This is a genomic window from Allobosea sp. CCNWLY174 (assembly GCF_037120455.1).
Classification (GTDB): Bacteria; Pseudomonadota; Alphaproteobacteria; order Rhizobiales; family Beijerinckiaceae; genus Allobosea; species Allobosea lupini.
This window is the reverse complement of record NZ_JBBBBQ010000001.1, coordinates 800,250-821,406: the sequence shown is the minus strand read 5'-3', so window position 1 is coordinate 821,406 and position 21,157 is coordinate 800,250. Positions and strand designations below refer to the sequence as shown.

19 protein-coding genes are annotated in these 21,157 nt (G+C 64.7%); 13 read left to right on the top strand and 6 right to left on the bottom strand.

Annotated elements, in window-relative coordinates; all coding sequences use genetic code 11:
• The first annotated feature begins 67 nt into the window (after positions 1-67).
• The 5 genes from yajC (at position 68) to V7S63_RS03930 (ending at position 4,512) form a co-directional block, all read left to right on the top strand.
• Positions 68-337: a preprotein translocase subunit YajC gene (gene yajC / locus V7S63_RS03950; RefSeq protein ID WP_091830596.1), complete on the top strand. Its 270-nt coding sequence runs from the start codon at positions 68-70 to the stop codon at positions 335-337.
• A 53-nt stretch (positions 338-390) separates the two neighbouring features.
• A complete protein-coding gene (gene secD, locus V7S63_RS03945) occupies positions 391-2,001 on the top strand; it encodes a protein translocase subunit SecD (protein ID WP_091829935.1) in 1,611 nt (536 codons plus the stop codon).
• Between the two features lie 26 nt (positions 2,002-2,027).
• The gene (gene secF / locus V7S63_RS03940) at positions 2,028-2,969 is read left to right on the top strand and encodes a protein translocase subunit SecF (protein WP_091829933.1); all 942 of its coding nucleotides are present in this window, start codon (positions 2,028-2,030) and stop codon (positions 2,967-2,969) included.
• 171 nt (positions 2,970-3,140) lie between these two features.
• Positions 3,141-3,521, top strand: coding sequence for an Mth938-like domain-containing protein (locus tag V7S63_RS03935; protein WP_336529267.1), 381 nt, complete (start codon positions 3,141-3,143; stop codon positions 3,519-3,521).
• A 109-nt stretch (positions 3,522-3,630) separates the two neighbouring features.
• Positions 3,631-4,512 carry a phytoene/squalene synthase family protein gene (locus tag V7S63_RS03930; RefSeq protein ID WP_091829929.1) on the top strand — a complete coding sequence of 294 codons (882 nt, stop codon included), beginning with the start codon at positions 3,631-3,633 and terminating at the stop codon, positions 4,510-4,512.
• Positions 4,513-4,633: 121 nt separating this feature from the next.
• On the opposite strand, the gene trmFO is transcribed toward V7S63_RS03930, so the two are convergent.
• Both trmFO and V7S63_RS03920 read right to left on the bottom strand, forming a co-directional pair.
• Entirely contained in the window at positions 4,634-6,046 is a 1,413-nt protein-coding gene (trmFO, locus tag V7S63_RS03925) for a methylenetetrahydrofolate--tRNA-(uracil(54)-C(5))-methyltransferase (FADH(2)-oxidizing) TrmFO (RefSeq protein WP_336529266.1), read from the bottom strand.
• A gap of 169 nt (positions 6,047-6,215) precedes the next feature.
• Entirely contained in the window at positions 6,216-6,368 is a 153-nt protein-coding gene (locus tag V7S63_RS03920; RefSeq protein WP_091829925.1) for a DUF1127 domain-containing protein, read from the bottom strand.
• 458 nt (positions 6,369-6,826) lie between these two features.
• On the opposite strand from V7S63_RS03920, the gene V7S63_RS03915 reads away from it, so the two are divergent.
• Positions 6,827-7,474 carry a ceramidase domain-containing protein gene (locus tag V7S63_RS03915; protein WP_336529265.1) on the top strand — a complete coding sequence of 216 codons (648 nt, stop codon included), beginning with the start codon at positions 6,827-6,829 and terminating at the stop codon, positions 7,472-7,474.
• A 98-nt stretch (positions 7,475-7,572) separates the two neighbouring features.
• On the top strand, positions 7,573-8,247 hold the full coding sequence (locus V7S63_RS03910; RefSeq protein WP_336529264.1) for an RraA family protein: 675 nt from the start codon (positions 7,573-7,575) through the stop codon (positions 8,245-8,247).
• Positions 8,248-8,254: 7 nt separating this feature from the next.
• Here the strand turns inward: V7S63_RS03910 and V7S63_RS03905 are convergent, their stop codons facing one another.
• Positions 8,255-8,755, bottom strand: a complete 501-nt coding sequence (locus tag V7S63_RS03905; protein WP_336529263.1) for an invasion associated locus B family protein — start codon at positions 8,753-8,755, stop codon at positions 8,255-8,257.
• Between the two features lie 271 nt (positions 8,756-9,026).
• On the opposite strand from V7S63_RS03905, the gene V7S63_RS03900 reads away from it, so the two are divergent.
• The 3 genes from V7S63_RS03900 (at position 9,027) to V7S63_RS03890 (ending at position 13,533) form a co-directional block, all read left to right on the top strand.
• Complete coding sequence (locus tag V7S63_RS03900) at positions 9,027-9,941, top strand: hypothetical protein (RefSeq protein ID WP_336529262.1); 915 nt, start codon at positions 9,027-9,029, stop codon at positions 9,939-9,941.
• Between the two features lie 632 nt (positions 9,942-10,573).
• A complete protein-coding gene (locus V7S63_RS03895; protein ID WP_336529261.1) occupies positions 10,574-11,419 on the top strand; it encodes a HamA C-terminal domain-containing protein in 846 nt (281 codons plus the stop codon).
• Positions 11,416-13,533 carry a DEAD/DEAH box helicase gene (locus V7S63_RS03890; RefSeq protein ID WP_336529260.1) on the top strand — a complete coding sequence of 706 codons (2,118 nt, stop codon included), beginning with the start codon at positions 11,416-11,418 and terminating at the stop codon, positions 13,531-13,533. Before V7S63_RS03895 ends, V7S63_RS03890 begins: the two co-directional genes overlap by 4 nt.
• A gap of 55 nt (positions 13,534-13,588) precedes the next feature.
• Here the strand turns inward: V7S63_RS03890 and uvrA are convergent, their stop codons facing one another.
• From uvrA to V7S63_RS03875, 3 genes are all read right to left on the bottom strand, one after another.
• Positions 13,589-16,504: an excinuclease ABC subunit UvrA gene (gene uvrA / locus V7S63_RS03885; RefSeq protein WP_336529661.1), complete on the bottom strand. Its 2,916-nt coding sequence runs from the start codon at positions 16,502-16,504 to the stop codon at positions 13,589-13,591.
• A 190-nt stretch (positions 16,505-16,694) separates the two neighbouring features.
• Entirely contained in the window at positions 16,695-17,873 is a 1,179-nt protein-coding gene (locus V7S63_RS03880; RefSeq protein WP_336529259.1) for an MFS transporter, read from the bottom strand.
• Positions 17,870-18,448, bottom strand: coding sequence for a GNAT family N-acetyltransferase (locus tag V7S63_RS03875; protein WP_336529258.1), 579 nt, complete (start codon positions 18,446-18,448; stop codon positions 17,870-17,872). The genes V7S63_RS03880 and V7S63_RS03875 overlap by 4 nt, the downstream gene beginning before the upstream one ends.
• Positions 18,449-18,523: 75 nt before the next feature.
• Here V7S63_RS03875 and V7S63_RS03870 point away from each other — a divergent pair, with 75 nt between their 5' ends.
• From V7S63_RS03870 to V7S63_RS03860, 3 genes are all read left to right on the top strand, one after another.
• On the top strand, positions 18,524-19,408 hold the full coding sequence (locus V7S63_RS03870) for a LysR family transcriptional regulator (RefSeq protein WP_336529257.1): 885 nt from the start codon (positions 18,524-18,526) through the stop codon (positions 19,406-19,408).
• Positions 19,409-19,500: 92 nt separating this feature from the next.
• Positions 19,501-19,800 (top strand): putative quinol monooxygenase, encoded by a 300-nt coding sequence (locus V7S63_RS03865; protein ID WP_336529256.1) that lies wholly within the window; start codon positions 19,501-19,503, stop codon positions 19,798-19,800.
• A 72-nt stretch (positions 19,801-19,872) separates the two neighbouring features.
• On the top strand, positions 19,873-21,144 hold the full coding sequence (locus V7S63_RS03860; protein WP_336529255.1) for a 3-phosphoshikimate 1-carboxyvinyltransferase: 1,272 nt from the start codon (positions 19,873-19,875) through the stop codon (positions 21,142-21,144).
• The last annotated feature ends 13 nt before the right edge of the window (positions 21,145-21,157 follow it).

The window sequence follows — 21,157 nt, the reverse complement described above, 5'->3', positions numbered from 1 at the left end:
GAGCCTTCCCGTGATCACCCCCGCTTTTGCCCAGGGCCTTGGAGGCGGCGGCACCAACGACGTGCTGATGTCGCTGGTTCCGTTCGTCCTGATCTTCATCATCATGTGGTTCCTGATCATCAGGCCGCAGCAGAAGCGGGTGAAGTCGCATCAGGAGATGATCAAGAACGTGCGCCGCGGCGACACGATCGTCACCTCGGGCGGCATCATCGCCAAGGTCTCGAAGGTGATCGACGACGCCGAGCTCGAGGCCGAGATCGCCGACGGCGTGCGCGTGCGCATCCTCAAGGGTATGGTTTCGGACGTGCGCGCCAAGGGCGAGCCGGTCAAGAGCTGAAGGCCGTGAGGCGCGGCTAGACGCCGCGCCCGCCAACAAGGCTGTTCATACAGATGCTTCGTCTCCAGGCCCGCAAGGTCATTCTCGTTCTGCTCGTGCTGGTCTTCGGCTGCGGGCTCGCCGTGCCGAACCTGTTCTCGCCCGAGACCCGCAAGGCGATCGAGCAAGGCGCTCCGGCCTGGATCCCGCGCTTCCTGCTGCCGATCCATGCGATGACGCTCGGCCTCGATCTGCAGGGCGGCTCGCACGTCCTGCTCGAGATCGACCGCGCCGACCTGATCCGCAGCCAGGTCACTCAGCTGCGCGACGACGTCCGCCGCATCCTGCGCGAGGAGCGCGTCGGCCTGCAGGGCGGCATCGGCCTGACCCCGCGCGGCGTGCAACTGCGCGTTCCCGACGCGGCCGACCGCGCCAAGCTGATGCCGAAGCTGCGCGAGCTCGCCCAGCCGATCGGCACCTTCGGCGCCTTCGGACCCTCCGGCAACCAGTCGATCGAGGTCAACGAGAACCCCGACGGCCTGATCCAGCTTAGCGTCACCGAGGCCGGCGCGAACGAGCGTATCCGCCGCGCCGTCGAGCAGGCGATGGAAGTGCTGCGCCGCCGCGTCGACGCGCTCGGCACCACCGAGCCGAACATCCAGCGCCAGGGCCTCGACCGCATCCTGGTCCAGGTGCCGGGTCTGCAGGACCCGCAGCGCCTGAAGCAGATCCTCGGCGAGACCGCCAAGCTGCAGTTCCGCATGGTCGCGGATGCGAATGCCGGCGATGTCGACATGCTGCCTTCGCAGGACCAGGGCGGCCAGCCGATCCCGATCAGCCGTCAGGTCATCGTCGAGGGCGAAGATCTGATCGACGCCCAGCCGGCTTTCGATCAGCGTACCAGCCAGCCGATCGTCAATTTCCGCTTCAACATCCGCGGGGCCCAGCGCTTCGGCCAGGCGACCACCGAGAATCTCGGCCGCCAGCTCGCCATCGTGCTCGACAACAAGGTGATTTCGGCCCCGGTCATCCAGTCGCCGATCACCGGCGGCTCCGGCCAGATCTCCGGCAACTTCACGGTCGAGGCCGTCAACAACCTCGCCATCCTGCTGCGCGCCGGCGCCCTGCCGGCGAAGATGACGATCGTCGAGGAGCGCACCGTCGGCCCCGGCCTCGGCCAGGACTCGATCCAGGCCGGCAAGATGGCGACGATCATCGCGACCGTGCTGGTCATCCTCTACATGATCGGCAATTACGGGCTGTTCGGCATCATCGCCAGCATCGCGCTGCTCGTGCACGTCTGCCTGATCCTCGGCCTGATGTCGCTGCTGGGCGCCACCATGACTCTGCCTGGCATCGCCGGAATCGTGCTCACCATCGGCACGGCGGTCGATTCGAACGTGCTGATCTACGAACGCATGCGCGAGGAATCGCATCTCGGCAGATCGCTGGTCTCGGCGCTGGAAGCGGGCTTCACGCGCGCCTTCGCCACGATCATCGACTCCAACGTCACCATGCTGATCGCCGCGGTCGCGCTGTTCGCGCTCGGCTCAGGTCCGGTGCGCGGCTTCGCCGTCGTCTTCATCCTGGGCATCCTGACCACGGTCATCACCGCGGTGACGCTGACGCGCATGCTGATTGCGCTCTGGTATCGCTGGGCGCGGCCGAAGGCCCTTCCGTTCTGATCCCGCAGGCCAGGAGATAACAGACCATGCGCCTGCTTCGCATCGTTCCCGACAACACCAAGTTCCGCATCGTCCACTGGCGCCGTCTCGCCTATCCGTTCTCGGCTGCCTATTCGGTGCTGGTGCTGGTGCTGTTCCTGACGGTCGGCCTCAATTTCGGCATCGATTTCCGCGGCGGCACGCTGATGGAGATGCAGGCCAAGAGCGGCAAGCCCGACATCGCCCAGGTCCGCCAGACCGCCAACAGCTTCGGCTTCGGCGAGGTCGAGGTCCAGGAGTTCGGCAATGCCGGTGACCTCTCCATGCGCTTTGCGCTCCAGCCCGGCGGCGAGGTCGCGCAGCAGGCGGTGGTGACCAAGGCGCGGGCAGCCTTCGCCGACGCCTACGAGTTCCGCCGCGTCGAGACCGTCGGTCCGCGCGTCTCGGGCGAACTGGTCCAGGCCGGCACGCTCGGCGTCGTGCTCGCGATCATCGGCGTGCTGGTCTATCTCTGGTTCCGCTTCGAGATGCAGCTCGCAATCGGCGCGATCGTCGGCACCATGCACGACATCGTGCTGACGATGGGCTTCTTCCTGATCACGCAGCTCGAATTCAACCTGACCTCGATCGCGGCGATCCTGACCATTGTCGGCTACTCGCTCAACGAGACCGTCGTGGTGTTCGATCGGACGCGCGAATTGCTGCGCCGCTACAAGACCATGCCGATCCCGGAGCTGCTCGACCTGTCCGTCAACTCGACGCTGTCGCGCACCGCCATCACCTCGACCACCACGATCCTGGCGCTGATCGCGCTGGTCTTCTTCGGTGGCACGGCGATCGAGGGCTTCGCATTGGTCATGCTGTTCGGCGTGATGGTCTGCACCTATTCGGCGATGTTCGTCTCGACACCGGTGCTGCTCTATCTCGACGTGCGCGCCGGCCGCCTCGACCAGAGCGAGGAACTGGCCGAGGCCAAGGCGCGGGTCTGAGGGCCGGTCGTTTATTCGCATATGGCGCAAGTCATCCCGGCCGGGGCGGCGTAGCCGCGCAGAGCCGGGATCCATTCCTGAGCCTCACCGATCAAGGTTCCGGAATGGGTCACGGGTCTCCCTCCGGTCGCCCGGGACAACGCGCTTTGTCGGCAACCGCGAGAGGTAGTCATGGAGCGTCGCTTCGACGGCTTCGTACCCGGCCGCTGCCAGCTCGACGCCTTCGGCGCCGGCGGCTTCCGCTTCGCCGGGATGAGCCATCGCGGCTCGATCCTGGCGACGCCGTCCGGCATCCGGATCTGGCCGGTCACATCCTTCGCGCAGGTCACGCTGGAGAGCCTGCAGCCGGTTCTCGACGAGGCCGAAACGATCGATTTCCTGATCCTCGGCATCGGCCATGACATCGCCTTCCTGCCGTCCGCGCTGCGTGATCCGTTCAAGGCCGCCGGCATCACCGTCGAGGCGATGGCGACGCCGGCCGCGGCACGCACCTACAACGTCCTCGTCGGCGAGGAGCGGCGCGTTGCCGCAGCGCTGATCGCGGTCGACTAGTCGGCGATCAAATCCAACCAGCCATGTCGCTCCCGCGTAGCCAAGGCCGCCGCCTGAGCCTAGACTGCCGCCGCTTCGACCCGCGTGACGGCGGGAGCGGGGAGGGCGCATGACCACGAGAACCGAGGACCGTGCCGGCACTGCGCCGGCCCCGCTCTCCCAGGCCTATGGCCATTGCCTGGCGCTAGTTCGGGAGCACGATCCCGACCGCTATATCGCCTCGCTTTATGCGCCCGAAGCGCTGCGGCCCGGTCTGTTCGCGCTCTATGCCTTCAGTCACGAGATCGCCCGCGTGCGCGAGCAGGTCAGCGAGCCGTTGCCGGGCGAGGTCCGCCTGCAATGGTGGCGCGATGTGCTCGAGGCCGGTTCGGACGCGCCTGTGTCGGGCCACCCGGTCGCGCAGGCTTTGCTTGACACCGTCAGGCGCTTTCGCCTGCCGATCGCCCCGCTTTCAGGCCTGGTCGAGGCGCGCGTCTTCGATCTCTACGACGACCCGATGCCCGCGCTCTCCGACCTCGAAGGCTATGCTGGCGAGACCTCGAGTGCGCTGATCCGGCTTGCGTCCCTCGTGCTGGGCCAAGGCCGCGATCCCGGCGGCGCGACAGCCGCCGGCCATGCCGGTGTCGCCTATGCGCTCTGCGGGCTGATGCGCGCCTTCCCCTGGCATGCGGCGCGCGGACAGGTTTATCTCCCGGCCGATCTGCTCGGCCGCAACGGCGTCACCCGCGAGGACATCGTGCGTGGCCGCGGCGGGCCGGGCCTGACCTATTCGCTGAAGGAGATGCGGGCGCTGGCGCGCATCCATCTGCGCAAGCTCAACGACCTCTCCGCCACCGTGCCGGCCGCGATCAGGCCCGCCTTCCTCCCCGTCGCGTTGGTCGAGCCCTATCTCAGGCAAATGGAGCGGCGCAGCTACGATCCCTACCGCACCATCATCGGCCTTTCGCCGCTCCGGCGGCAATGGACGCTGTGGCGGGCGGCACGGGCGTAGCAGAGCAGCGCGTCATGCTCGGGCTTGACCCGAGCCTCTAGGCAGAAAGAGGCTCTGATCGGTGCCGTCTTGTCATGAGATTCTCGGATCTGCGCTTCGCTCCGCCCGAGAATGACGGCAGTTATTCCGCCGCCTCTACGCTCTTAGCCCCAACCCAGCCATCCATCTCGATCTTCGCCCGCGCCGTCAGCGCCTGCTTGCGGGCGAGGCTCTTGGCCGGGCCCTTCAGGCGCTTGCCGTCCGGACCCGTGGTCGCCACGCCCTCGATGTGGGGGAACAGGCCGAAATTGATGTTCATCGGCTGGAAGGAGCGCGGGCCTTCGTCGATGGTGACGATATGACCCCCGGTGATGTGGTTGACCAGCGCGCCCAGCGCCGTCGTCGCTGGTGGCAGCTCCAGCGGCAGGCCGAGCCGCTCGGCCGCGGCGAGCCTGCCCGTCAGCAGCCCGATCGCGGCGCTCTCGACATAGCCCTCGCAGCCGGTAATCTGCCCGGCGAAGCGCAGGCGCGGATCGGCCTTCAGCCGCAATTGCGGATCGAGCAGTTCCGGCGAGTTGAGATAGGTGTTGCGGTGGATGCCGCCGAGCCGGGCGAACTCGGCATTCTCCAGCCCGGGGATCATCCGGAAGATCGCGGCCTGCTCTCCGTATTTCAGCTTGGTCTGGAAGCCCGTCATGTTGAACAGCGTGCCCAGCGCATTGTCCTGGCGGAGCTGGACGACGGCATAGGCCTTCACCGTCGGATTGTGCTTGTTGGTCAGGCCGACCGGCTTCATCGGCCCCCAGCGCAGCGTCTCGCGGCCGCGCTCGGCCATCACCTCGATCGGCAGGCAGCCGTCGAAATAGGGCGTGCCCTCCCACTCCTTGAACTCGGTCTTCTCCGCCGCGAGCAGCGCGTCGATGAAGGCCTCGTACCGGTCGCGGTCGAGTGGGCAGTTGATGTAGTCGGCGCCGGTGCCGCCTGGGCCCGCCTTGTCATAGCGCGACTGGAACCAGGCGACGTCCATGTCGATCGAATCGAAATGGACGATCGGTGCGATCGCGTCGAAGAAGGCGAGCTCCCCCGTGCCGGTGAGTGAGCGGATGCCCTCCGCCAGCGCCGGCGAGGTCAACGGGCCGGTCGCGACAATGACCTTGTCCCAATCGGCCGGTGGCAGGCCGGCGATCTCGCCACGTTCGATCGTGACATTGGGATGGGCTTCCAGTGCCGCGGTGACGGCCTGCGAGAAACCGTCGCGGTCGACCGCGAGCGCCCCGCCGGCCGGAACCTGGTGGGTGTCACCCTTCGCCATGATCAGCGAGCCGAGCCGGCGCATCTCCCAATGCAGCTGGCCGACGGCGTTGGAGGACGAATCGTCCGAGCGGAAGGAGTTGGAGCAGACCAGCTCGGCCAGCCCTTCCGTCTTGTGGGCGTCGGTGCCGCGCATCGGACGCATTTCATGCAGGACGACCGGAACGCCGGCCTCAGCGATCTGCCAGGTGGCTTCCGAACCGGCGAGGCCGCCGCCGACGACGTGGATGGGTGCGATTGTCATGGTCGCGATGTGTCCGCGGCGGCGCGGAAGGTCAAGGGCGCTGGGCTGAATCCAGGCCCAGAAACGCAAAATGCCCGCTCGGAAGCGGGCATTCGCTCTTCGACCAGACCCCGAGGGGAGGAACGCGGAGTCTAGGAGAAACTACTCGTCTAACCCAGGCGGTCAGAAATCAGGCCGCGTGGGTGCGGGCGACGTACTGGATGTCCGAGCGCGACAGGCCGAGATCGTCGAGCTCACGGTCGGTCAGGCGGGACAGCTCGCGGACGGTCTCGCGATAGCGAAGATAGGCGCGAATCTTGGCAGCGATCATGGTCAGGAACATGGTGATAACCTTTTGGTTTTGCGGGGCTTAGCCCCGACAGCGATGAATTCGTTGTGCACTGCATATAGAGCGATCAGGGTGCCTCTCACAGGTGCGCGGCGTCAGCTCTGTTATGCTTTCGACGCATGGCGAATTAAGAGATCGTTTGGAAACGGCGCCAGACCCGCGCAGAGCGCTTAACGATTTTGTCAGAACAGTGAAAATTTGGCCTAATGTTTAGGCGTTCACTGGCGCGCGCTGGCGTCCGCTCAAGATATGGCGCGGATCTATGCAGAATCGGTGCGATGGGGCATGCAGTTTGCGCTGCAATATCGGTTGCCAAGCCGGGGGGCTGCGTAACGCGCTGTTCACCATGGCTGGATTCGAAGAAAATTCCGCCCGGTTCGGCCGGCTCGTGTCATGCGTCGGCATGAGGCCGGTGGCATGATTCGACGATTCGAGCGGGCGCGGGACAGGGCATGCAGGGCGCGGGCTATTGCGAGCGGCTGGGCGGAGCCTTCTGGGCCGAACCGCTCAATGCGATCAGCAATGCGGCCTTCCTGCTGGCGGCGCTGGCGGCATTCCTCATGCTGCGCCGGCAGGGTCATCGCGACCGGCCGGTCGAAGCGCTGACGATACTGGTCGGGATCATCGGCGTCGGCTCCTTCCTGTTCCACACCATGCCGCAGCGCTGGACGCTGCTGGCCGATGTCGTGCCGATCCAGCTTTTCGCGCTCTGCTATTTCGGGCTGGCGCTCAACCGGTTTCTCGGGCTGTCGCCATTGCTGGCGGCGATCGGCGCGCTGCTCTTCCTCGGCGCCTGCTTCGGCCTTGCTTCCGGCGTTGCGCCATTGCTGCCGGCCGGCATGCGCGGTTCGGCCGGTTATGCCGGCTTTCTCATCGGCCTCTTTGGTGTGGCGCTTGCGGCGAGGGGGCGCGGAGATGCTGCTACGGGTGGGCGTATGGCCGTCGCCAGCCTCGTCTTCGCCCTGTCACTGAGCTTCCGCTCACTCGACTCCGTCCTGTGCAGCGCGGTGCCATTCGGCTTGCACTGGGGCTGGCACCTGCTCAACGGGCTGTTGCTCTATCTGCTGTTGCATGCGGCGCTCCTCTCGCCCCGCTCCTGAATCGCAGCGCTGTACCGCGCCCCACGCAGCGGCGACGGCTTGACCCGCCGCCGGCGCGCCCGGAAGCTTCCCCTATAATGAGGAGAGGGGAAGCGCGCATGCCGGATCTGGCCAGGGAACTCGATCTCGCCGAGCTGAAGGGCCGGCTCTATGCAGCGGTGCTCTCCGATGTGCTCGACGAGCTCGGCCATCCCGACCAGGCGGTGAAGCCCTTCGTGCGCCCGCTCGACGAGGCCAGCGTGCTCTGCGGCTTTGCCCGTACCGGGCTTTACATGAAACGCTACCATCTCCCCGAGGGCCATAACCCTTACGCCCTCGAGATGGACCTGATCGACAGCCTCAAGCCCGGCGAGATCCCCGTGCTCGCCTGCGACGGGCCGACCGACCGGATCGCCCCCTGGGGCGAACTGCTCACCACCGCCTCGATGGTGAGAGGCGCCGCCGGCTGCCTCACCGACGGGCTGGTGCGCGATGTCCGCCGCATCCGCGAGCTCGGCTTCCCGGTCTTCCATGGCGGCATCGGCCCGCTCGACACCAAGGGCCGGGCCGAGATGATGGCCGCCGACGAGCCTGTCGAGCTCGGCGGCGCCCGCGTCGCGCCGGGCGATTTCATCTTCGGCGACGTCGACGGCGTCGTCATCGTGCCCCGCGCGATCGCGCCCGAGGCGATCCGGCGGGCGCTGGCCAAGATCGAGGCCGAGGATACGACCCGCGAGGAACTGCTCGCCGGCAACAGCCTGCGCTCGGTCTTCGAGCGCCACGGCGTCCTGTAGCCGCGCGTCAGCCGCAGCGCTCCAGCAGCCGCGACGCCGCGGTCACGCCGTCGAGCGAGAAGGTGTAGCTGGTCTCGTTGCCGCGGGCCGAGCGCGCCGCCAGCACCATCTCATCGCCGGCCTTCATCGCCGCGAGCAGCTCGCCCTCGCGCTCCAGCCGCTGCAGCCAGGCATTGTTGCCCGAGGTCAGCATGCGGAACGTCTCGTCGCCGATCGTCACGGTGACGGTCGAATCCTTGGCGAAATCATAGCCGGTCTGGAAGCTCGACTCGGTGCGGGCTTGCGCGTTCGGTGCGGTCTGAACGAAGAAGAACACGTCGCCATGACGCAACGTCGCAGGTGTCTCGGCGGTCGGCGAGGAGACGATATAGCAACGCTTGCCATTCGCATTGTCATAGGCCGCCGCGTTCCACTGCTTGAACTGGCCGAGTGGCTGCGCCGGGGCGGCGAAAGCCGAGGCCGTTGCCGAAAGAAGGCTGAGTGCAGCCAGAGGGGCCAGTCTGATCATCGGGTCATCTCCTGTTTGCATCGCAGGGATGAAAGTGCCGGGTTTAACAAGGCGTAAACAAGACCCTCACAAAGCCGTGCGACGCAAGGGCGCGGCTGGCTCCTCCTGCGGCCCAGCGCCCGCCGCTCCGGCCCGCCTTGCCGGCGCCGACGCGTTCGGCCAGTCTGGCGGGGCTGCTCCGCCGGCATGGGGCGGCTCGCGCTCATTGTCGCAGCCGGGGGCAGCCGTGGACGACGAGGGTCAGGATCTCCGCAGGACGCTGGAATACCGCATGACGACCAGCGTCGCCCGGCTGCTGCCGACCGGCCTGCTGCTGATCGTCATCGGGCTCGCCCTGTTCGTCCTCGCCGATGCCGACGACAAGCCTGCGTCGCGAGGCCACTTTGCCTTCATCGCCCTGGCCCTGGCGCTGGGCCTCGGCGTCATCGTGGTGGCGCTGCGGGCGCGCTACCGCCCCGGCAAGCCGGTCTTCACCCTCTCGCCGGCCGGCATTCAGCACCGCTGGGTCAGGCAGGTCCTGATCCCCTGGCACGAGGTGCAGGCCGTCGAGAGGGCCGATATCGTCACCAGGCTGTTCAATCCCGTCTGGCTGTTCTCCAGCGGCTCGACGCTGATGTATCGGCGCGCGCTCCATGCCGACGTCACCGTGATCGTGGTCTCCCGGCGGTTCTACGACGCCATGCTCCATGTCAAATCGTTCTGGCTGCGCGGCCCCGGCTGGAACGGCAACTTCATTCCCCATGGCGACACCGTGCAGGTCGCGCTCCACCACGAGCTGGTCGCGGCCGATCGCCAGCAGCTGCGCCGGGCGGTGACGCGCCGGTGGCTCGCCTTCCGCGACCGGCCGGCGGGGAAGGCGATCGGGATCGTCCCCGACGGCTCTGACCGCCGCCCCGCGCAGGTCGTGGCCATGGGCGACGATCCGCAGACGCTCCCGCTCTTCCAGCGGCTCCAGATCGCCGTCCTGCTGGCCGGCATCGCCGCTGCCGGCGCCAATCTCGCCGGGCTCTGGCAGCTGGACGGGCAGGGTCAAGCGAGACTGGCCCGTGCCAAGGCCCTCGAAGACCGCCGCGCGCGGGAGGTCGCGCAGAAGCGGGCGCTGGAGGAGGAGACCCGACGGGCCGACGAGGACAGGAAGCGGCAGGAAGAGAACGAGGCGGTCCTGCGCCGGGCCTTCGGCCGCTGACCCCAGGCCTCCCGCGCCCTTCCGTCGGCCACGCGCCAACCCCCGCCCGCAGGCCTGCCTGCGGGCGCCTTAAAATACGGGGCTGGCGGAGCGCCGCGAGGCGCGTCGAGTGGCATCCGCTTCCGTTGAGCCAGGAAGCGGCGCGGATGAAGCCTCATCCGCGCGCCCCGTGGCGCTCCGCCTTCGGCTCTTTCAGTCTTCGGGCCGCGCTTCTGCGGTTGGCCTGCCGGTCGTCCCGCTCCGGCCGGCGCCAGTGCCCCTCAACGGGTGGTCGCGCCGGCATGTGAACAGGGCGGCGCCTGGCGGGCCGTCCATCTAGCGAGCTCCTCGCACAGGGGTCGTAGTGCCCCCAGGGCGGTGCCCCGAAGCCTCCCGGGAGCGGGGCGTAACCCCCGCCCGCAGGCGCCGACCCTCACCCAGCCTCTGGCATACCTCCGGACGGCCGCCCCGTATGGGTGATGGGCGAGGGGATCATACGGGAGGTTTTGGGAGCGGGGATAAGTTCAATCTCCCGAGCTACGCAATGGTATCGAGAGAAAAGAACGTATCTCGTTACGTGTGCCTATCATTGTGGCATGCGCGCTTTGGTATATCGTGGCGCACACTCGTAGAGACGGCGAATCCCTATCTCAATGTACCCGCTGCCATCACCACTGCTTGTTAAGCGCGAATCAGGTGCGATTTCGGCTCGAGAACTGCTGGTTCCTTGTCCGTTATTCGACAATAAGAGATGGCGGTTCGATCGGCTTGCAGCGCACCTTACAGATTGGCTGCCGGAATTTTCGTTTCGACCTGATGATTTGCCGGACCGCATCGAGAATACGTCTGAGGTCAGACGTTTAATGGAACGCGCTATCGAGCATCTCTACGCTGAGAGAGCGGGCCCAAGTCGAGGGGAGTTAGGAGAGTTATTGCTCCACATTTGTTGCAGGCAGTTCTTTGGGACTTTTCCCGCTGTTTCAAAATTATTCTATAAAACTTCGTCAAATGAAGTAGTTAAAGGCTTCGATTTAGCGCACGTCCGCGTTTCTCACGATGAAAAAATTGAGATTTGGCTCGGAGAAGCAAAATTTTATCAAGATGGTAAGCGAGCCGCTGCCGCCGCCATCAAGTCAATCCAATCTCATTTAGATAGAGGGTTCTTGAAGAGTGAAAAGATAATGCTCGGAGGAAAGATATCTCCTCAAACTCCGGGTTATGAAAAGCTCTTATGGATGTTTGATGTTGATACCCCGCTTGATGAGATATTCGATCGAATCGTTGTGCCTGTAATAATATGCTACGATAGCGCTCCGTGCGCATCGTTCGAGAACGATAAGACATACTTGGATCAGCTCGAAAAAGAGCTATTTTTGATAGACGATATAATTCGAGGATCTTCAATTGAAGTTTGTATTGTAAAGATCATGCTTCCTATGAATTCGAAAAAATTACTTCAGGATGAGTTCAATAGGAGATTGGGGTTCTATAGATCATGAGACGCCAGCAACTCGAAAGGATTCTCGCGAGTGAAGGGCTTGATCTTAGTGGGGCATTTCGAAAAATTTCGGCGATTGGCCGCTACATATTGGAACACGGCGCTGCTGAGGGGTGGCTTAATCAGCATATTATCTCGCTCCATGCCGGCGTGCTTGATACTCCAGCGTTGGAGGGGTTGCTCCCGGCAACACAGGGTTTGCTACGAGAGGTGGGGCTTTTCCCCTACCTTGAGAGCGTCGAGCTCGATTGGCAGGATGCTGTTGCAAGAGAAAGTTTCAGGCCTGTTGGTCGACTGGCTTCGAAGTACCTATTTCACCGGGAGCAAGCGCATGCCTTCGATGTGCTGGCGTCAGGCAAAAATCTTGTCCTAAGCGCCCCAACGAGTTTTGGGAAATCATTCCTGATAGACAATCTAATTGATGTACGTCAGCCCAAATCTGTTGTGCTCGTTGTTCCGACGTTGTCTTTGTTAGATGAGCAGCGGCGCAGGTTGGACAAAAATTTTGGACATTACTATAAAATTATATATAGAAATGATCAGGAGGTAGATATTAATCGCGGAAATATACTTATTTTGACTCAAGAAAGGCTTAGAGACAGGGGTGATATCGATAATATAGATTTGCTTATTATTGATGAATTCTATAAGCTGAATGCAAAAATTGATGATACTAGAAGCAGATGTTTAAATATCATATTTAGCAGGTACGCTCCACGTGCCAAGCAGATATTTTTGCTTGGACCGAATATTGAGTATGATGTTGATCTCCGCAAGATTTCCGCTGTTCGTATAGACTCTCATGCGACGACAGTGGCGACGGTTATCCACGATTTTAGCGGTGAGACTTCCAAACGTAAGCGATTGGGTGGGCTGCTCAGGGAGCGTGCATCGGAGAAATCTCTGGTATTTTGTAAGTCGCCTGCTTCCGCTCGGCAGCTTGCCGATAGTCTTGGCCACGAAGGTGTTGGTCGTCGAGCTCCCTATTGCAAGAGATTGGGGGCCTGGCTTGCGGAGCATTATCATCCGGACTGGATCGTCGCGAGGGCGCTAGAAGGGGGGATCGGCATGCACCATGGTGCGATGCCGCGCAGCGTTTCGCAGCAGGTTCTTCGGGCTTTCGAGGATAAAGATTTAGAGGTTCTGCTTTGTACTTCGACGCTAATTGAGGGTGTAAATACGAAGGCCGAGAATGTTTTTATTTTTGACAATAAGATAAGATCGACCAATTTTGACTATTTTTCTTATAAAAATATCTCTGGAAGGGCAGGTAGATTCGGAAGATATATGGTTGGAAACGTATTTATATTCAATGAAGCCCCTGATCCGGAGGCTTACCATTTGGAGATTCCGAGTCTCTCCGACCCGGTGGATCTTAGTGATGATTTTCTAATCGGCGTTGATGGTTTCGCGCACGATGAGTCTTTGCGCGACCGGCGAGTGCAGCTGGAGGAAGATCTTGATTTGCCGGCAGATGTTATCGAGAGGCTAGCGACGTTTCCTATTTCCTCCATCCGTCTTGCAGCGGAAGCTGTAAAATCTAAGCTTCAGGACAATGATCAGCTGGTGCTCTGGTCGGGGCGTGTTGATTATCAAGAGCTGTCGACGACCCTTGCGATGGGATGGCGACCTTTCGCAAAAGGTTCCTCAATTGTTTCTGGCGCCCAAGCAGCATTTTATGCGTTTCGAATGCTGGGTTCGGGTGGAAGGGTGCGTAGCTATTTAAATGGAATAATCGCTCCTTTAGAAAAGGAGGTAGTTCAGCGTGAGATTGATCGAGCGCTTAAGGCAATAAGAGATGTGGATTTTTATATCCCATCTGTTCTATCAGCGTTGCAAGTACTAGTGAATTATTATTCACCCAGATTTGATCGTCCTAGTGTTGATTATTCAACAATGGCGGATATCATCGAGAGTCATTATTTGCCAAGGCATGTTAAAGGCCTTGAGGAAATCGGAATACCGATTCCGCTTGGGATGAAGGTTCAGCATTATTTTTCAGCAGCCCAAGATGTTGATGAGGCAGTTTCGATTCTAAGGAGTATCGATGATGAAAATTATATTTCCAATGGTCTTACCGAGTTCGAATGCCAGATGATGCGTTCATCATTATAGAGATGGGGTTGATATCCGCTGATTTAGATATTGCCTTCTAGCGCAATACGCGCCTCTACTCCGCCGCCTCCCGCGCCCCCTTGCCCTTTAACGGCCGCCGCTCCAGCACTTCCTTGAGGAAGCGCGCGGTGTGGCCCTTGCCGATGCGGACCACATCCTCCGGCGTGCCTTGCGCCACGACCTCGCCGCCGCCGTCGCCGCCTTCAGGGCCCATGTCGATGATCCAGTCGGCGGTCTTGATCACTTCGAGATTGTGCTCGATCACCACCACGGAATTGCCCTGCTCGACCAGTTCGTGCAGCACCTCCATCAGCTTGGCGACGTCGTGGAAGTGCAGGCCGGTGGTCGGCTCGTCGAGGATGTAGAGGGTGCGGCCGGTGGCGCGCTTTGAGAGCTCCTTGGAGAGCTTGACGCGCTGCGCCTCGCCGCCCGAGAGCGTCGTCGCCTGCTGGCCGACCTTGACATAGTCGAGCCCGACGCGGGCGAGCGTCACCATCTTGTCGCGGATCGAGGGCACGGCCTTGAATAGGTCCTTGGCCTCCTCGACCGTCATGTCGAGCACGTCGGCGATCGAGCGGTCGCGGTATTTCACCTCGAGCGTCTCGCGGTCATAGCGCTTGCCCTTGCAGACATCGCAGGTGACGTAGACGTCGGGCAGGAAGTGCATCTCGATCTTGATGACGCCGTCGCCCTGGCAGGCCTCGCAGCGGCCGCCCTTGACGTTGAACGAGAAGCGCCCGGCCTGGTAGCCGCGCGCCTTGGCCTCGGGCAGGCCGGCGAACCATTCGCGGATCGGCGTGAAGGCGCCGGTATAGGTCGCCGGGTTCGAGCGCGGGGTGCGGCCGATCGGCGACTGGTCGATGTCGATGACCTTGTCGAGATGCTCCATGCCCTCGATGCGCTCATGCGGGGCGGGGTGCTCGATCGAGCCGTTGAGCTTGCGCGCGATCGCCTTGTAGAGCGTGTCGATGACCAGCGTCGACTTGCCGCCGCCCGAGACGCCGGTGATGCAGGTGAACAGGCCGAGCGGGATGTCGACCGTGACGTCCTTGAGGTTGTTGCCGCGGGCGCCGACGATCTTCAGGCTCCGGCCCTTCTGCGGCTTGCGGCGCTTCAGCGGCACCGGCACGCTCATCTCGCCGGTGAGGTACTTGCCGGTGAGCGAGTTCGGGTCGGCGAGGATGTCCTGCGGGGTGCCCTTCGAGACGATCTCGCCGCCATGGATGCCGGCGCCGGGGCCGACATCGACGACATAGTCGGCGGTGAGGATCGCGTCCTCGTCATGCTCGACCACGATCACGGTGTTGCCGAGGTCGCGCAGGCGGCGCAGCGTGCCGAGCAGGCGCTCATTGTCGCGCTGGTGCAGGCCGATCGAGGGCTCGTCCAGCACATAGAGCACGCCGGTGAGGCCGGAGCCGATCTGGCTGGCGAGGCGGATCCGCTGGCTCTCGCCGCCCGAGAGCGTGCGCGAGCCGCGCGCCAGCGTCAGGTATTCGAGGCCGACATCGAGCAGGAAGGTCAGCCGGTCGCGGATTTCCTTGAGGATGCGCGGGGCGATCTCGTTCTGCTTCGCCGACAGGCGCGAGGGCAGGGCGCTGACCCAGGCGAGCGCGTCCTTGACCGAGAGCTGCGAGATCTCGCCGATATGGCGCATGTCGATCTTGACCGCCAGCGCCTCGGGCTTGAGCCGGAAGCCGTTGCACGCCGCGCAGGGCGTCTCCGACATGAAGCGGCCGATCTCCTCGCGGGCCCAGTCGCTCTCGGTCTCCTTCCAGCGCCGCTCCATATTGGTGATCACGCCCTCGAAGGGCTTCTTCACCTCATAGGCGCGCAGGCCGTCATTATAAGCCATGCGCACGGCCTCGGTGCCGGTGCCGAACAGGATGGCGTCGCGCGCGCTCTGCGGCAGCTCGCTCCAGGGCTTGGTGGTCGAGAAGCCGAAATGCTTGGCGAGCGCGTCGAGCGTCTGGCCGTAATAGGGCGAGGTCGACTTGGCCCAGGGCGCGATCGCGCCCTTCTTCAGGCTGAGCGAATGATCCGGGACGATCATCTCGGGATCGATCCGCATCTCGTGGCCGAGGCCGTCGCAGGCCGGGCAGGCGCCGAACGGGTTGTTGAACGAGAACAGGCGCGGCTCGATCTCGGGGATGGTGAAGCCGGAGACCGGGCAGGCGAATTTCGAGGAGAAGGTGACGCGCTTGGCTTCGCCGTTCTCCTCCTTCTCGTCGGCATATTCGAAGACGGCGATGCCGTCGGCGAGGTCGAGCGCCTGCTCCAGCGAGTCGGCGAGGCGGGCACCGAGATCGGGCCGGATGACGATGCGGTCGACCACCACGTCGATGTCGTGCTTGAACTTCTTGTCGAGGGCGGGTGCGTCCGGGATCTCGTAGAACTCGCCATTGACCTTGACGCGCTGGAAGCCGCGCTTCAGCCAGTCGGCCATCTCCTTGCGGAACTCGCCCTTGCGGCCGCGCACGACGGGCGCCAGCAGGTAGCCGCGGGTCTTCTCCGGCAGCTCGACCAGGCGGTCGACCATCTGCTGCACGGTCTGGCTCTCGATCGGCAGGCCGGTCGCGGGCGAATAGGGGATGCCGGCGCGCGCCCAGAGCAGGCGCATATAGTCGTGGATCTCGGTGACGGTGCCGACGGTCGAGCGCGGGTTCTTCGACGTCGTCTTCTGCTCGATCGAGATCGCCGGCGAGAGCCCGTCGATCTGGTCGACATCGGGCTTCTGCATCATCTCGAGGAACTGGCGGGCATAGGCCGAGAGCGACTCGACATAGCGGCGCTGGCCCTCCGCATAGATCGTGTCGAAGGCGAGCGAGGACTTGCCCGAGCCGGAAAGCCCGGTGAACACCACGAGCTTGTCGCGCGGAATCGCGAGATCGACATTCTTGAGATTGTGCTCGCGCGCGCCGCGCACCGAGATGACGCGGGCGTTCGGATCGGCCGCACGGTTGCGGTCGAACATGTCTTCCAGCGTCGCGGCCTGTTCGGCGAGCGTGGTCTTGCGGGCCATGGTGGTGTCCGGTTCGGGCTAAGCCGTAGAGATAGGGCAATCGCCGGCTCGTGCCAGTGCAGCCGGGCGGGAGGCGGGCATGAGTAGCACGCAGCCGCCGATGTTGCCGCATTGTTCCTGCGAGGTGTGCTGACAGAGATTGTCAGGAGCGTGGCAGGCTGTGGAAGCGCGCTCTGAGCAGGATGGCCGAGACCAGCATGGCCAGCGCCAGCGTCCCCGACAGGATCAGCGCCGCCGCAGCGCCATAGCGCTCGATCAGCAGGGCATAGGCGAGCGGCGAGGCGGCCGAGAGGAAAAAGCCCGGCGCCAGCAAACGCCCGACAGAGGCGCCATAGCTCTTCGGATCGAACAGCATCAGCGGCAGCGTGCCGCGCGTGATCGTCAGCACACCGTTGCCGGCGCCGTAGCAGAAGGCGAAGGCCAGTGCCGCGATGGCGCTCGCCCCGCCGGCGAGCCCGACGACGAAGCACAGCGGCAGGACCAGGCAGGCGACGAGGTTGAGGTCGAACGGGCTGGTCTTTGCGCCGAACAGCACTTCGCCGAGCCGCGCCAGCGATTGGCCGATGCCGCGGGTCGCGCCGATCCAGACCGCGCCCGCGGCGGGCAGTCCGAGCCCGGCGAGAATGCCGATCATATGGGCGGACATGCCGGCGTTGAGCACGCCGGCGAAGGTGACGATCAACGCGTAGAGCAGGCCGGCGAAGCGCGTATCGGCCGGGCCAAGCGTGACGACGGGCTTCGCGGCAGCCGCGTCAGACGAAGGCCGCGCGGAGACAGTGGGCAAGGTCAGGTGCAGCGGCAAGGTGAGCAGCGCGAAGCCGGCATAGGCGATGAGGGCGCCGCGCCAGCCGAATTGCTCGGCGAGCACATGGCCGAGCGGCCAGAACACGGTCGAGGCCAGGCCCCCGAGCAGGGTGATCTGGGCGATCGGCCGGCGCGCTGCGCTGCCGCCGATCCGAGCCAGCGCCGCAAAGGCGGCGTCATAGAGGCTGAGCCGCATGGCGAGGCCGAGGCAGAGCCAGGCGGCGTAATAGGCCGCGATCGTATGGGCGAAGGCGAGGCCGAGGCAGCCGGCGGCTGTCAGCAGCGATCCCAGGCACATCACCGTGCGGCCGCCATGGCGGTCGATCAGGCGGCCGATCGCGCCGGAGGTCAGCCCCATCACCAGCAGGCCGGCCGAGAGCCCGCCATGGATGATCGCCTGCGACCAGCCGAGCTCTTTACCGATCAGTTCACCGAAGGCGCCAACGAGATAATAGGACACGCCCCAGGAAATGAGCTGCGCCAGCCCGAGGCAGAAGACGGTGCGGCGGGAGATCACCCGGCCGATCCGGCCGTCCATGGCTGTGGCAGTGTCTGGTCTCCCGGCCCGAGGCTGCGCTGCATCAGGACAGTGTCGACCCAGCGGCCGAACTTGAAGCCGGCCGAGCGCAAGGTGCCGACTGGCTCGAAGCCGAAACGGCGATGCAGGGCGATCGAGGCGGCATTGCCGCTGTCGCCGATCACCGCCAGCATCTGCCGCCACGGGCCGGCCTCGCAGCGGGCGATCAGTGCCGCGAGCAGCGCGCCGCCGATGCCGCGCCCGGCCTGTCCCTCGGCGACATAGACCGAATCCTCGATCGTGTGGCGGTAGGCCGGGCGGGGCCGGTAGCTGCTGGCATAACTGTACCCGACGATCCGGCCGCCCTGCTCGGCAGCGAGATAGGGCAGGCTGAGTGCCAGCACCGCCCGCCGGCGCGCCAGCATCTCCGCGACGCTCGGCGGCGTCTCCTCGAAGCTGGCGAGGCCGGTTAGGACATGATGGCTGTAGATCGCCTGGATCGCAGCCATGTCGGCTTCTTCCGCGTCGCGGACGACGACGGGTGGCGTGGAGGGGGAGGAGTCGATTCTTGTCATCACGGCGATCTTGCGCTTTGCCGTGCCATAAATGAAGCTTCTCGAAGTTATGCAGAGCATGAGAAATTCTTTGATATGAGGGACCTCCGCCTCGACCAGCTCGACAGCTTCCGCCAGGTGATCGCGCTCGGCAGTTTCTCGGCGGCGGCCGAGAGACTGGGCCTGAGCCAGCCGGCGGTCAGCCTGCAGATCCGTGAACTGGAGCGCCGGCTCGGCACGGTGCTGATCGAGCGCGTCGGGCGCCGGGCGCAGCCGACCCTGGCGGGCACTGAACTGCTCGACCATGCCGGCCGGATCGAGGCGGCGGTGGCGGCCGCGCAAGAGGCGATGGCGCGCCATGCGACCGGGGCGATGGGCCGCGTGAGGATCGGCACCGGCGCCACCGCCTGCATCTTCCTGCTGCCGCCGGTACTGCGCGAACTGCGCCAGCAACACCCGACACTGGAAATCACGGTCAGCACCGGCAACACCTCCGACATCGTCAAGGCGATCGAGGACAATCAGATCGATATCGGCCTGGTCTCGCTGCCGGCCGCAGGTCGCGCTCTGGACGTCACGCCGCTGCTGGAGGACGAGTTCGCCGTGATCGCGCCGCCCGGCATGGAGTTGCCGGCGCGATTGACGCCCGAGGCGATGGCGCGCCTGCCGGTGCTGCTGTTCGAGCCGGGCGGCATTACCCGCCGCATCGCCGACGAATGGTTCGACCGCGCCGGCGTGACGCTGAAACCGGTGATGTCGCTCGGCAGCGTCGAGGCGATCAAGCGGCTGGTCGGCGCCGGCCTCGGCTGCGCCATCCTCCCGGGCATGGCAGTGTATGACGAGAACGACGGGCTGGTGGTGCGCGCCCTGACGCCGCGGGTGCATCGCACGCTCGGCCTCGTCCTGCGCAAGGACAAGCCGTTGCATCGCGGCCTGCGCGAGACGCTGAAGGCCTTGCGGGCGCTGGGCACGCTTGGTTGAGCCTGCACTGCTGACAGGTCCGGTCAGGACGGCTGATTGCTCCGTATCAGGCCGGAGGGCAGGCTGCGGCCGGACTCGAGGAGGTGCCTGCCATGTACGGATTGATCGGGAAGATGCGGGCCATGCCCGGCGAGCGCGAGGCGCTGATCGGCTACATTCTGGAGAGCAGCGGCACCATGCCTGGCTGCCTGAGCTACATCGTCGCTCGCGATCCCGGCGATGCCGATGCGATCTGGGTGACCGAAGTCTGGGACAAGGAAGAAAGCCACAAGGCTTCGCTCGCTCTGCCGGCGGTGCAGGCAGCGATCGCCAAGGCCAGGCCGATCATCGCCGGTTTCGACAGCCATGTCGTCACGCAGCCGGTCGGCGGGTTCGGGCTGGCGAAGGACTGAGGGCCCGCGGACGCGGCTTCCGCTCGGCGGCGGCACGGTCTAAGACCCTCGCGACCGAGCCGCGAGCCTGCCATGACCAACTCCGCCCTGAGCAAACTCACCATCCTGCCGACGACGGCCGCCCTGACCGGCCGCGTGATGCCGCCCGGCTCGAAATCGATCACCAATCGGGCTCTGCTGGTTGCGGCTCTGGCGAAAGGCACCAGCCGGCTCAGCGGCGCGCTGAAGAGCGACGACACCCGCTATATGGCGCAGGCGCTGCGCGACATGGGCGTCACGATCGACGAGCCTGACGCGACCAGCTTCATCGTCACCAGCGACGGACGGCTCAAGGCGCCGGCCGGACCGCTCTTCCTCGGCAATGCCGGCACGGCGACCCGCTTCCTGACCGCGGCAGCGGCGCTGGTCGACGGCACGGTCGTCGTCGATGGCGACGAGCATATGCGCAAGCGGCCGATCCTGCCGCTGGTCGAAGCGCTCACGAGGCTCGGCGTTGCGATCAGCGCGCCGAGCGGCTGCCCGCCGGTCACCATCCAGGGGCAGGGCGGATTCGAAGGCGGGCTGGTCGAGGTCGATGGCGGGCTCTCCAGCCAATATGTCTCGGCGCTGCTGATGGCAGGCGCCTGCGCGCGCAACCCCGTCGATGTCGTCCTGACCGGCCAGGAGATCGGCGCGCGCGGCTATGTCGACCTGACGCTGGCGACGATGCGCGCCTTCGGCGCCGAAGTCTCCGAGCCGGCGAGCGGCGGCTGGCGGATCGCGCCGACCGGCTATGCTGCGACAGACTATCTGATCGAGCCGGACGCTTCGGCCGCGACCTATCTCTGGGCGGCGGAGGTGCTGACCGGCGGCGCGATCGATCTCGGCGTGCCGGCTTCCGCCTTCACCCAGCCCGACGCCAGGGCGCATGAGCTGATCGCCGCCTTCCCCAATCTGCCGGCTGAGATCGACGGCTCACAGATGCAGGATGCGGTGCCGACGCTCGCCGTGCTCGCCGCCTTCAACCGGACGCCGGTGCGCTTCACCGGCATCGCCAATCTGCGCGTCAAGGAATGCGACCGGGTCGCCGCGCTGGCGCAGGGCCTGTCGCGGATTCGCACCGGACTCGGTGTCGAGGAGGGCGACGACCTGTTGGTGGCCTCCGATCCGGCGCTGGCCGGCCAGACGCTGCCGGCCGAGATCGACACCTTCGCCGACCACCGCATCGCCATGAGCTTCGCGCTGGCCGGGCTGAAGATCGGCGGCGTCACCATCCTCGATCCCGGTTGCGTGGCGAAGACCTATCCGGACTACTGGCGCGCGCTCGGCTCGCTCGGCGTGCGCTTCGAAGGCGATGTGCCGTAGGGCTTGCCGCATG